The 12159-nt window shown below is 72.9% G+C and carries 9 protein-coding genes; 5 read left to right on the top strand and 4 right to left on the bottom strand.

Features of this window, described 5'->3' with window-relative positions:
• From ACWEN3_RS29000 to ACWEN3_RS28985, 4 genes are all read right to left on the bottom strand, one after another.
• The coding region (locus ACWEN3_RS29000) for an APC family permease (RefSeq protein ID WP_452976614.1) at positions 1 to 759 on the bottom strand (759 nt) is incomplete at its 3' end.
• A gap of 148 nt (positions 760 to 907) precedes the next feature.
• Positions 908 to 3799: a glycoside hydrolase family 2 TIM barrel-domain containing protein gene (locus ACWEN3_RS28995; protein ID WP_452976611.1), complete on the bottom strand. Its 2892-nt coding sequence runs from the start codon at positions 3797 to 3799 to the stop codon at positions 908 to 910.
• Positions 3800 to 3806: 7 nt separating this feature from the next.
• The gene (locus ACWEN3_RS28990; RefSeq protein WP_452976609.1) at positions 3807 to 5054 is read right to left on the bottom strand and encodes an ROK family transcriptional regulator; all 1248 of its coding nucleotides are present in this window, start codon (positions 5052 to 5054) and stop codon (positions 3807 to 3809) included.
• Between the two features lie 135 nt (positions 5055 to 5189).
• A complete protein-coding gene (locus ACWEN3_RS28985; protein ID WP_452976608.1) occupies positions 5190 to 6452 on the bottom strand; it encodes an FAD-binding protein in 1263 nt (420 codons plus the stop codon).
• Between the two features lie 106 nt (positions 6453 to 6558).
• On the opposite strand from ACWEN3_RS28985, the gene ACWEN3_RS28980 reads away from it, so the two are divergent.
• From ACWEN3_RS28980 to ACWEN3_RS28960, 5 genes are all read left to right on the top strand, one after another.
• Complete coding sequence (locus ACWEN3_RS28980; protein WP_452976615.1) at positions 6559 to 7566, top strand: hydroxyacid dehydrogenase; 1008 nt, start codon at positions 6559 to 6561, stop codon at positions 7564 to 7566.
• A 124-nt stretch (positions 7567 to 7690) separates the two neighbouring features.
• Positions 7691 to 8365, top strand: coding sequence for a pyridoxamine 5'-phosphate oxidase family protein (locus ACWEN3_RS28975; RefSeq protein WP_452976607.1), 675 nt, complete (start codon positions 7691 to 7693; stop codon positions 8363 to 8365).
• Between the two features lie 58 nt (positions 8366 to 8423).
• Entirely contained in the window at positions 8424 to 9743 is a 1320-nt protein-coding gene (locus ACWEN3_RS28970) for a radical SAM protein (protein ID WP_452976605.1), read from the top strand.
• Positions 9744 to 9977: 234 nt separating this feature from the next.
• On the top strand, positions 9978 to 11471 hold the full coding sequence (locus ACWEN3_RS28965) for a cellulose binding domain-containing protein (protein WP_452976603.1): 1494 nt from the start codon (positions 9978 to 9980) through the stop codon (positions 11469 to 11471).
• A gap of 166 nt (positions 11472 to 11637) precedes the next feature.
• Positions 11638 to 12003 carry a hypothetical protein gene (locus ACWEN3_RS28960; RefSeq protein WP_452976601.1) on the top strand — a complete coding sequence of 122 codons (366 nt, stop codon included), beginning with the start codon at positions 11638 to 11640 and terminating at the stop codon, positions 12001 to 12003.
• Positions 12004 to 12159: the final 156 nt, after the last annotated feature.

Raw genomic sequence — 12159 nt, 5'->3', positions numbered from 1 at the left:
CGCCCGCGGGATGTCCCGCTTGGGGTTGGCGCTCTCACCGGCGAGCTGGTCGGCCTGCTCGAAGCCCAGCAGCGCGAAGATGATGCCGCTGGTGGAGACCGCGGACAGGATGCCCTTGGCGCCGTAGGGGCTGAAGCCGTCGGCCGCGGTGAAGTTGCTCGCGTGGAACTGCGCGATGGCGAACACGAAGATCGTCAGCAGCGGGACGCCGACCTTCCACCAGGTCGCCGCGCTGTTGGTGCGGGCCAGCAGGCGGATGCTGAGGAAGTTGATCGCGGTGATGACCGCCATCAGGCCGACCGCGACGGCGATTCCGGGCGGGGTCAGGACGTGTTCGCCGCCCTCGATCTTCTCCCAGCCGCTCGCCCAGGAGTAGTGCTGGGCGTACGTGATCATCGCCAGCACCTCGATGGGCGCCACCGTGGCCGCCTGCAGCCAGGAGAACCACCCGAACGACGCGCCCGCCGCTCCGCCGAACGCGTAGTGCGGGAAGCGTGCGGTGCCGCCGGAGACCGGGTACATGCCGCCGAGTTCGGCGTGGACGAGCGCCAGGATCAGGATCGCGACCCCGCCGATGGCCCACGAGATGATGGCCGCGGGTCCGGCCGCCGCCAGGGCGCCCTGCGCGCCGAACAGCCACCCGGAGCCGATGATCGACCCCTCCGAGGCCCAGATGAGCCCGACGAAGCCGATCTCACGCCTCAGTCCCGGCCGCTGGTTCCGCTGCGCGGGGACTTCTTCCGATTCCGACACGGCCATGACCCACACCCTCACGAATCGGGTGATGTTTGTTCACATCTTCCCACGATGGCGCGAACCCGCCAGTCCGTTCGCGCATGCGTTTTCGCGGGGTGCGGCGGCACCTGACGGCCGGTCGGGGAGGCGCCCCCGGCCGGCCGCTGTGACGTCAGGACCGGGTCGGCCCACCGGTCCCGGTGCCGTCGGACTCGGCGAGGACGAACGAGAACTCCGCCCGTTCGGCCCGCAGGTGGTACCGGGGCAGCGGGCCGGGCCCGCAGGACTGGGAGCCGATGCCGTGCTGGCCGTGGTCGAGGTTCACCCAGACGGTCCCCCCGGGCACCAGGTCGCGCAGGTGCGTGGCGGCGTCCAGCTGTTCGGTGGTCCAGCGGCGGACGGTCAGGAGGAACTCCGGGTCGCCCTCGACGCGCAGGCCGCCCAGCTCCGCCCAGCGGACGTCGATACGGGCGCCGTTCTCCTGCGGACGCACGTACGGTGTCTGCAGCTCGTCCACGGTCGACTGCCAGCGGCCCACCATGGCCGCCGACCGGGTGTCCGGGTACGCCTCGCCGGGACCGCCGCCGAACCAGCGCACCCGGTCGGCCGAGGACAGCCCGAAGCGGACGCCGAGCCGGGGCAGCGGCACCGTCCAGTCGCCCTCCGGGACCACGGACACGGTCAGCCGCAGCCGGTCCCCGTCGGACGTCCAGCGGTACACCGCCGACAGGCCGAGCTCCCGCGCGGCCGGCGCCACCCGGGTCCGGACGGTCAGCGCGTCCTCGCCGGACTCCACCGCGTCCAGGCGGTGCCGCATCCGGTGCAGGCCCAGCCCGCGCCAGAGCGGGCCGTACCGGAGGTCGCTCTGCCAGGCGGCGCCGTCGTCGTTGTCGGTGGTGGCCCGCCACACGTCCAGACGCAGGCCGGTGACGGGGGCCGCGCCGACCGACCTCAGGGCGCCGGTGCGCGCGTCGAAGGTGCCGGGGCCGAGGGTGATCACACCGTTCCCGGACAGCGGCCGGGCGGTCGCCGGGACGCGCGGGATCCCGCGCTCGGACGCGGGCAGCTGCCCCCAGGCGACGACGTGGTCCTTCGGCGCCCAGGGGGTGTCGGCCGCGAGCACCGCCCGGACCGTCCAGTGGGCCTCCCCGCCCGGCGCGCCGGGCGGGGGCGCGGGCAGCTTGACGTCGGCCGACCCGCCGGGCGCCAGCGCGGGCACCGACAGCGTGCCGGACTCCACCGTCTCGCCGTCGACCTGGTACGACCAGGACAAGGCGAGTGCCGACAGGTCGGCCACGTCGTACTTGTTGGTCACCCGCACGGTGCCGTCCGTGCCGTCACCCGTGATGCCGACCGGCTCGATCACCTTCTTGTACTCGGCGAGGCCGGGGGAGGGCCGGCGGTCCGGGAAGAGCAGGCCGTCGCAGACGAAGTTGCCGTCGTGCAGCTCCTCGCCGAAGTCGCCGCCGTAGGCGTAGCCCAGCTCCGGATGCGCGATGCCGTGGTCGATCCACTCCCAGACGAAGCCGCCCTGGAGCCGCTCGTACGACTCGAAGAGCCGCTGGTAGTCGGCGAGTCCGCCGGGGCCGTTGCCCATGGCGTGGCCGTACTCGCACAGGAAGAAGGGCAGCCGGCGTCGCTTGCCGGGGCCGCCGTCCAGGCCGCGGCCGATCCGCTCTACCTCGGCGTGGTCCGCGTACATCCGGGAGTAGACGTCCGTGTCACGGCAGTTGAGGTCGCCCTCGTAGTGGACGAGGCGCGAGGAGTCGCGGCCGCGGATCCACTCGGCCATGGCGGTCAGCCCACGGCCGGTGCCCGCCTCGTTGCCGAGGGACCAGAGGACCACCGACGGGTGGTTCTTGTCCCGCTCGACCATGCGGGCCGCGCGGTCCAGCAGGGCCGGGGTCCAGCGGTCGTCGTCGACGGGGTTGTCCCGCCAGCCCTGCTCGGTGAAGCCGTGGGTCTCCAGGTCGCACTCGTCGACGACCCACAGGCCCAGCTCGTCGCACAGGCCGAGGAAGGCCGGGTGCGGCGGGTAGTGGGAGGTGCGGACGGCGTTGATGTTGTGCCGCTTCATCAGCAGCACGTCCTCGCGCATGGTCGCGAGGTCCAGCGCCCGGCCCCGCTCCGGGTGCCACTCGTGCCGGTTGACGCCCTTGAGGAGCACGGGCCTGCCGTTGACCTTGATCAGGCCGTCCGACAGCTCCACCGTGCGGAAGCCGATGCGCAGCGGCACCCGCTCGCCCTCGGTGGCCAGCACACCGTCGTACAGCCGCGGCACCTCCGCCGACCAGGGCTCCACCGGCACCGTCACCGGCTCGCCGGTCGCGGTGTCGATGCCGAGGTCCGGCACGGTGACCCGGCCGGACACGTCGGAGTCCACGCGCAGGGTGCCGGAGCCGGTGCGGTGGTCGTAGGAGGCGTGCACGAAGAAGTCCTGGACGGCGCCGGCGGGGCGGTGCAGCAGGGTGACGTCCCGGAAGATGCCGGGCAGCCACCACTGGTCCTGGTCCTCCAGGTAGGAGCCGGCCGACCACTGGTGGACCCGGACCGCCAGCACGTTGCCCGTCCGCCTCAGCAGAGGGCCCACCGTGAACTCGTGCGGCAGCCGGGAGCCCTTGAACTCGCCGAGGTCCGTGCCGTTCAGCCACACCCGGGCGCAGGACTCCACGCCGTCGAAGCGGAGCAGGGCGCCCCCGTCCGCGGGCCAGTCCTCGGGCAGGTCGAAGGTGCGCAGATGGTCGCCGGTCGGATTCTCGGTCGGCACCCGCGGCGGGTCGACCGGGAAGGGGTAGAGATGGTTGGTGTAGACGGGGGAGCCGTGCCCCTGGAGGACCCAGTGACCGGGGACCGAGATCTCCGCCCAGCCGCCGGCGTCGTACCCCTGCCCGGCGAAGGAGTCGTCCTCGGCGCCTGCGGTCTGCGACAGCCGGAACCGCCACTCGCCGTTCAGGGAAAGGGACTTGGCGTCCGAGGACGCGTACCAGGCGCGGGGCGGCAGCGCCCCGGAGCCGGGTGAGACGTCCTCGACGTAATCGGTGACGGGATAGGTCCGCACGGGCATCGGTCTCCTAGCTGGGCGGTGCGGTACGACTCCTTGCGAGGGTGGTGCGTCTGGTGCCGGTCCGCTGCCCGGCGCACTGCAGCGCCCCCTCCAGCGCGAACGTGGCCGCGCCGAGGGACACCGGGTCGGTGGGGATCGGGGAGAGGACGATCTCGGTGGCGGCCAGCGGCCGGCGCAGGGCGTGCCGGGCGACGGCGCGGCGGACCTCGTCGAGCAGCGGCTCGCCCAGCCGGGCGGCGACCCAGCTGCTGAGGACGACCACTTCGGGGTTGAGGAGGTTGATCAGGTCGGAGACGCCGGCGCCGAGGTAACGGGCCGTGTCCCGGACGACCTTGAGGGCGACCGGGTCGCCGTCGGCGACCGCCCCGGCCAGCGCGTCGATGGTGGCCGTCTGGTCCCCGGGGTGCAACAGGGCCGATTCCGGGCTGAGTTCGCGCAGGTTCTGCATGATGCCGGGCGCGCCGACGTACGTCTCCACGCAGCCGTGGTTGCCGCAGTGGCACAGCCGGCCGTCCAGGACCAGCGTGGTGTGCCCCCACTCGCCGGCGCTGTTGTTCACGCCCCGGTGCAGCCCGCCGCCGAGGGCCAGTCCGGCGCCCACCCCGGTGCCGAGGTTGACCACCACGGCGTCCCCGCGGCCCCGCGCGGCCCCGAACCACAGCTCGGCGACCGCGCAGGCGCGCAGCGGGTTGTCCAGATACAGCGAGTGGGCGATGTGTTCGGCGAGCAGGTCGAGCAGCGGCACGTCGTGCCAGTCCCAGTTGGGCGCGTACTCGGCGACGCCGGTGTCCCGGTCCACCTGGCCCGGCACGCTCACCCCGACACCGAGCACCCGGGCCGCCCCGGCCCCGGCCCGCGCGACCACCGCGCCGACGGCGGCGGCCACGTGCCCGACCACCTGCTCGGGCCGGCTCTCGCCGGGACGCATGTCCTCGTCGGCGCGGGCCAGCACGTTCAGCGCCAGGTCGAACAGCTCGACATGGACGTAGGTCTCCGCGATGTCCACGCCGATCAGCGCGCCCCCCGAGGCGTTGACGGCGACCAGCCCCCGGGGGCGGCCCCCGGCCGAGTCCTCGAAGCCGACCTCGGTGATCATCCGGAGGTCGAGCAGCTCGCCGACGAGGGTGGCGACCGTGGCGAGGCTCAGCCCGGTGGCGGCCGCCAGCTCCTGCCGGGAGGTGGGAGACTCGGCGATGATCTGGCGCAGCACCTCGTAGCGGTTCGCGGTGCGGATGTCACGCGATGTGCGCTTCACGCGGCTGCCCCTCAGGTCCCGTCCCGGCCGGGGCGGGATCGGCACCGGCGCGGACGTCAGGTTATGGGCCGGGAGCGGCTTTCGACAAGGGCTTAGGAAAGGGGCTGGAGAAAGTCCGCCGCCGTGCGTCGCCCCTCAGTCGTCGAGAAGGCCGCGGACGAAGGCGTTGGTGAACTTCCCGGCGGGGTCCAGGGATTGGACCAGGGCCCGGAAGTCGGGGAGGCGGGGATAGCGCCCACGCAGGACCGCCGACGGGATGCCGTACACCTTCCCCCAGTGCGGGCGCGGGCCGAACGGCTCCAGCACCTCCTCCAGCCGGCGCACCACCGGCAGCACGGCCGCCTCGTCCCGCACCCAGGTGAAGTGCAGCGCGACCGAGTCCCGCGCGTGGGCCGGGCTGAGCCACTGCGCGTCCGCGGCGACCGTGCGCACCTCGCAGGTCTGCAGGACCCCGGCGACCGTCTCGCGCACGCCGTCGACCGCGTGCAGCGCCTCCACCGCCGCCGGCCGGGGCAGCAGGTACTCCGACTGGATCTCCTCGCCGCTGCTCGGCGTGAACTCCGCCCGGAAGTGCGGCAACCGCTCGTGCCACGGGCCCGGAACGCCCAGCTGTTCGGTGCAGTTGGCCGCAGGCATCCCCGGCACCGGGTGCAGCGGGCCGGACGCGGGCCGCGCCCACGGGAAGTCCGCCGCGGGCCGGTCGGTGCGCCGCTTCACCCACACCTGCCGGAAGCCCGGCCGCCGCCAGTCCGTGAACAGGCTCACGCTGTACCCGGCGGCCGCCACGGCCGCGAAGTCCAGCCCGTCGAGCGGGAGTTCGGTGAACACATGCTGTGCCACCCCGAACGCCGGCTCCAGGTCGAGGGTGAGCGCGGTGACGACGCCGAGCGCGCCGAGCGAGGTCACGGCGCCGTCGAACCGCGCGTCGCCCCGGGCGATCGTCACCGTCGAACCGTCCGCGACGACCAGCTCCACCTCCCGCACGGCCGACGCCAGCGGGCCGTTGCCGACCCCCGAACCGTGGGTGCCGGTCGCCACCGAGCCGGCCACCGAGATGTGCGGCAGCGAGGCCAGGTTGGCCAGCGCGAACCCGTGCGCGTGGACCGCGCGCGCCAGTTCGGCGTACCGGACCCCGCCCGACACCCGCGCCGTACGGGCCGCCGTGTCGACCTCGATCACCGGCGGCAGGCCCGCCGTGGACAGCAGCACGCCGTCCGCGCCCGGATCGGGGATCCGGTTGAAGGAGTGGCCGCTGCCCAGCACCCGCACCCGCGGGCTGCCGGCCACGAGGGCCCTGAGCGCGTCGAGCGTGCCCGGGCGGTGGAACTCCTTCGCCGTGTACGTGATGGTCCGCGCCCAGTTGGTGACCGCCCCAGCGGTGCCGGCCGTGCCTGTCATCCGTGCGTCCCTCCGGGAGAGTGCGTGTTCGTTGACCCTCTCATTCGCCGCCGCCTACCGTGGAGAACGGTTGCTACGTCGCGTCGCCGAGCGGAAGGCCACCTCCTTGCCCGAGCGTCCCCAGGCGCTGTTCGCCATGACTGCCCGGAACGTGCCGCACCTCTTCCCGCCCGAGCTGCTCGCGCGGCTGCGCGCATGCGTGGAGATCGATCCCGCTCTGGTGGCGCACGACCTCACCGAACCCCGGGTGCGCGAGGCACTGGCCCGCACCGACGTCCTGATCACCGGCTGGGGCTGTCCCCGCCTGGACACCGACGCCCTGGAGGCGGCGCCGAGGCTGCGCGCCGTCCTGCACGCGGCCGGCTCCGTCAAGGGCTTCACCACCCCCGGGGTCTGGCGGCGGGGCATCGCCGTCTCCTCGGCGGCCGGCGCCAACGCCCTGCCCGTCGCCGAGTACACGCTGGCCGTGATCCTGCTCGCCGGCAAGGACGTCTTCGCCGCCCGCGACCGGCTGCGCGCCCGCCGTGCCCTCCCCGACGGCGGCATCGTCCCCGGCATCGGCAACCACGGCCGCCGCGTGGGCGTCGTCGGCGCCTCCCGCGTCGGCCGCCGGCTGATCGAACTCCTGCGGCCGTACGACCTCGCGGTCACGCTCACCGACCCCTACGTCGACACGGCCCGGGCCGCCCGGCTCGGCGTCCCCCTCCGGCCCCTGGACGAACTGCTGCGCACCTCCGACATCGTCACCCTGCACGCCCCGCAGACCGCCGAGACCCGGCATCTGATCGGCGCGCGCGAACTCGCCCTGATGCCCGACGGATCCGTGCTCGTCAACACCGCGCGCGGCGCCCTCGTCGACCACGAGGCGCTGATCCGGGAACTGCGCACCGGGCGCCTGACGGCCGTTCTGGACGTCACCGACCCCGAGCCGCTGCCCGCCGACTCGCCCCTGTTCGACCTGCCGGGCGCCTTCGTCACCCCGCACCTCGCCGGCTCCCAGGGCAATGAACTGGTCCGCCTCGGCCGCACGGTGGTCGAGGAGGCCGAACGGCTGGCGTCCGGCGCCCCTCTTCTGCACACGGTGGACCTTGCGGAACTGGACCGGACGGCCTGACGCCGTCGACCGGCCGAAACGCCCACCCCAAGGTTGCTACGGATTTAGTCGCCAAATCGATCCGTAACGATGATATCCACATGATCAGTGGCTGTCGGGCTGCGATATCGGTAGCCTCTCCGTCATGGCCTCGCAACCGCTCCCCGCCCGGCTCCCGGTCACCGACCGCACCCGTCACCGCCGCCTGCGCGAGCAGGGCAGCGTGGAGCGGGCGGACCTGGAGGCGATACTCGACGCCGGGTTCGTCTGCCATCTCGGTGTCGTGGTCGAGGGGCGGCCGACGGTCGTGCCCACGGTGTACGGGCGGGACGAGCGGTGGCTGTACCTGCACGGTTCCGTGGCCAGTCGCAGCCTCGCCGGGGACACGCCCGTGTGCGTGACCGTCACGCACGTCGACGGTCTCGTGCTCGCCCGGTCCGTGTTCGAGCACGGAGTGAACTACCGCAGCGCGATGATCCACGGCACGGCGCGCAGGGTCACCGACCCGGACGAGAAGCTGACGGGCCTGCGGCTGCTCACCGAGCACTCCGCGCCGGGGCAGTGGTCGTACGCACGCCGCCCCGACCGCAGGGAACTGGCCGCCACCACCCTCCTCGCCCTGTCCCTGGAGGAGGCCTCCGTCAAGATCCGCACCGGCGCCCCGGACGACGGCGACGGCCCCGACGCCGCCCTCGGCCTGTGGGCCGGGGTCCTGCCGCTGACCGCCGCCTGGGGCGCGCCCGTGCCCGACCCGGCGCTGGCGCCGGACACCGCCGTACCGGAACACATCGCACGCCGTGCGGGGACCCGGCACGGCTGAGCCCGTGGCGGGGGCATACGGTGAGGGACGAACGCCTGAGCCGGGAGGAGACATACGGATGGGCAGTCGCACCGCGCTGGTCGAGGATCTGATGGAGCGGTTCCCGCATGTGCCGCGGGAGGCGGTCTTCAAGGAGGACCTGCTGCGGGGTGGTGTGGCCTTCGACCCATCCGCCCTCAGCGACAACGAAGGCGGCGAGGTCAAGCCGAAGTCCTACTTCATCTTCTCCTTCGACCACGGCACCCTGCCCGAGCTGGGCGAGGCCGCGCTGCGCCGGCCGCCGGAGGAGATCATCCTCACCGGCGGCCCGTACGACCTGCGCCGCACGGTGGTCTCCGTACGGGTGAACCCGGCCTCGCCGTACCGCGTCGCCGCCGACGACGAGGGGCTGCTCGGCCTCTACCTGGACGGCCGGCGCATCGCCGACGTCGGTGCGCCCCCGATGCCCGAGTACTACCGGCACACCCTGTCCAACGGGAAGTCCGTGATGGAGGTCGCCCCGACCATCCAGTGGGGCTACCTCATCTACCTGACCGTCTTCCGGGTCTGCCAGTACTTCGGCGCCAAGGAGGAGTGCCAGTACTGCGACATCAACCACAACTGGCGCCAGCACAAGGCGGCGGGGCGGCCGTACACCGGTGTGAAGGACGTCGAGGAGGTCCTCGAGGCCCTGGAGATCATCGACCGGTACGACACCCAGAAGGCGTCCACCGCCTACACCCTCACCGGCGGCGCGATCACCAAGACGGTCGCCGGCCGGGACGAGGCCGACTTCTACGGGCACTACGCCAAGGCCATCGAGGGGCGCTTCCCGGGCCGCTGGATCGGCAAGGTGGTGGCCCAGGCGCTGCCCAAGGCGGACGTGCAGCGGTTCAAGGACTACGGCGTGCAGATCTACCACCCCAACTTCGAGGTGTGGGACCGCCGGCTGTTCGAGCTGTACTGCCCCGGCAAGGAGCGGTACGTCGGCCGCGACGAGTGGCACAAGCGGATCCTGGACTCCGCCGAGATCTTCGGCGCGCGCAACGTGATCCCGAACTTCGTGGCGGGCGTCGAGATGGCCGAGCCGTTCGGCTTCACCACCGTCGACGAGGCCATCGCCTCCACCACCGAGGGCCTGCGCTTCTTCATGTCGCACGGCATCACGCCCCGCTTCACCACCTGGTGCCCGGAGCCCACCACCCCGCTCGGCAAGGCCAACCCGCAGGGCGCGCCGCTGGAGTACCACATCCGGCTCCTGGAGGCCTACCGCCGGACCATGGACGAATTCGGGCTCTCCTCCCCGCCCGGCTACGGCCCGCCCGGACCCGGCCGCGCGGTCTTCTCCGTCAGCTCCTTCATGGACAGCCTGTCCGCGGCGGACCCGGCCGAGGTGTGATCCAGCACCAGGTGCGGGGCGGTGAGTCGAACGGCGCCGGCATCCGTAACAGAAAACGGAGTTGTCGGCCCCGCTGCGGCGCGCGCCTGCCCCGCCACCATGCGTAACCGGATGTGAACAGGGCGCTTGTCAGTTGTGTCGAGGACGTGAAAGGCTCTGTGCTCTGCCGCGAGGTTCCCTTCAACTCCACTTTTCCTATGGTGAGTTGCCCTCGCACGTGGATGCAGGAGTCCCATGCCCGACCTGCCGACCCCTCAGGACGCCACCGAGTCCGCGCTGTTCTCGGAGGCCTGGGACGCGGTGCTCTCGTACACGGACCTGTGCACCGCCGGGTCCCTGACGGCCCATGAACTGGCCAACGAGGCGTTCACGCTGGGCATGCGCGAGATCCGCGCCGCCGCGCGCACCCATGTGCGCGGCGCGGGCCGCCGCACCGCCCGGCTGCCGGCCATCCCGGCCCTGCTCACGGCCGTCCGCACCACCGCCGCCGCCTGGGAGGCCGGCGGTCAGGGGCACAAGCTCGACCCCGACCTCCGCCTGTGGCTCAACTCCGGCAAGGCGGCCCGCTACTCGGGCCCGCCGCTGGAGCGCCCGGTCGCGCTGCGGGGCCTCAGGGACATGCAGGAGTCGGACGCCTCCCTGCTGTGGCTCGCCGAGGTGGAGGCGCTGCCCCTGCCCACGGTCGCCCGCCGGCTCGGCCTCGACCCGGCCAGCGTCGCCGACGAACTCGAGCAGGTCCGCACCCTGTTCCGGGAGCGCTGCCACCGCGCCCACCTCGACACCCCGATGGACGCGCAGTGCCGCTCCTACGCCCGGCTGCTGGACGCCGTCACCCGCTCGCCCACCGCGGAGACCCCCGACGACCTCTCCCGGCACCTCGCGACCTGCGTGCGCTGCGCCGAGGCCGCCGCATGCCTGCGGCTGCACGGCGGCGGACTGCCCGCCGCCCTGGCCGGAGGGGTGATCGGCTGGGGCGGCCTCGCCTATCTGGAGCGCCGCCGCCGCGCCACCGAGGTCCGGCTCGGCGCGGGCCGCCCGGGCGCCGACACCGCCGACCCCGAGGAGGAAGCGGGCCGCAGCCGCGTTCTGCGCGGCGGGCTGCTCGCCACCGCCGTGCTGCTGTCGGCGCTCGCGCTCGGCGTGTCGATGATGCCGTTCGGCGGCTCCGGCGACGACACCGCCGCCATCCGGGACGACGGCCGGCCGGTGGCCGACCCCAGTGTCTCAGGCACCGTCGCGGGCCGTTCCCCGGCGACCTCGCCCGCCTCCTCGCCCTCCGCGACCGCCACCCGGCCCTCCGGCCGCGAGGAGCGCGGCCCCGAACCCCAGGGCGCCTCCTCCGCCACGCCCTCCGCCACGTCCACCGCGCCGCCCGCGTCCACCCCCACCACGGCCCCCGCCACCACCGAGGCGGCCTCCTGCCGGGTCGCCTACGAGCAGACCGACCAGTGGTCCAACGGCTTCCAGGCCACCGTCACCGTCACCACCGACCGGCCCCTCGCCGACTGGCAGGTCGCCTGGTCTTTCCGCGACGGCCAGCAGGCCGGCCAGATGTGGGACGCCACCGTCCACCAGAACGGCTCCCGCGTCACCGCCACCGCCACCGACTACAACCGGACCGTCCCCGCGCACGGCACCCTGTCCTTCGGCTTCATCGGCACCTGGCGGGACAGCAACCACGCGCCGTACGCCTTCACGCTCAACGGGACGCCTTGCGGGCGGGGCTGACGGGCCGGATGTCTTTTCGAAGGGGCCGACTGAGTCCCGGGATCGGACATCACCTCATCGATTCGCTCCGCCAGCCGCACATCACCCGTGTATGACTTCACCATGACCTTTCCTTGGTCGGCCTCCCCTAGGGTCGAAAGCCGCGACTGCGAACGGGGGTTCATCGATGGGTGACGGCAATGTCCCCGGCAAGGTTCTGGACATCAAGACCGCCGACATCAAGGCGGCGGCGCCTGCTTTCCAGCAGGGCGCGATCGATCTGAGCAAGGCGTTGACCACCCTCATCAAGACCTTGGACGGCCTCGGGGAGCCTTGGGGGCACGACAAGCAGGGCAATCAGTTCGGCGACGCCTACAAGCCGCACCAGAAGTCGATCGAGAGCGCGGCGGGCATCCTGGTGCTGGGGCTGACGAGCATTCACGAGGCCATGGCGGACATGGCCGACGGGCATGTGGACAACGACAAGCTCGTCGCCGGCATGTTCACCGAAGTGAAGACCGGCAAGCAGAGCGACGGTGCCGGTGAGCGTTGAGGACAAGGCCCGCCACATCCTTCTCGACTTGGGCCTGTGGTGGCCGGAGGCCGATTCCGGCAAACTGCGGGGCGCCGCGAAAGCCTGGCGGGCGTTCGCCCACGCGGTGGATGACGTCCGTTCCCCGGTGCACCGCAGCGCGTCCGGCATCATCCA

The sequence above is a fragment of the Streptomyces sp. NPDC004561 genome, from assembly GCF_053602155.1.
The sequence above is the reverse complement of the archived record's forward strand: the minus strand, read 5'-3'. Positions and strand labels throughout refer to the sequence as shown.

Excerpts from the sequence above, each read along its gene's own strand:
- ACWEN3_RS28995 (WP_452976611.1), bottom strand. The coding sequence starts at position 3,799 with ATGCCCGTGCGGACCTATCCCGTCACCGATTACGTCGAGGACGTCTCA.
- ACWEN3_RS28985 (WP_452976608.1), bottom strand. The coding sequence starts at position 6,452 with ATGACAGGCACGGCCGGCACCGCTGGGGCGGTCACCAACTGGGCGCGG.
- ACWEN3_RS28975 (WP_452976607.1), top strand. The coding sequence starts at position 7,691 with ATGGCCTCGCAACCGCTCCCCGCCCGGCTCCCGGTCACCGACCGCACC.
- ACWEN3_RS28970 (WP_452976605.1), top strand. The coding sequence starts at position 8,424 with ATGGGCAGTCGCACCGCGCTGGTCGAGGATCTGATGGAGCGGTTCCCG.
- ACWEN3_RS28965 (WP_452976603.1), top strand. The coding sequence starts at position 9,978 with ATGCCCGACCTGCCGACCCCTCAGGACGCCACCGAGTCCGCGCTGTTC.
- ACWEN3_RS28960 (WP_452976601.1), top strand. The coding sequence starts at position 11,638 with ATGGGTGACGGCAATGTCCCCGGCAAGGTTCTGGACATCAAGACCGCC.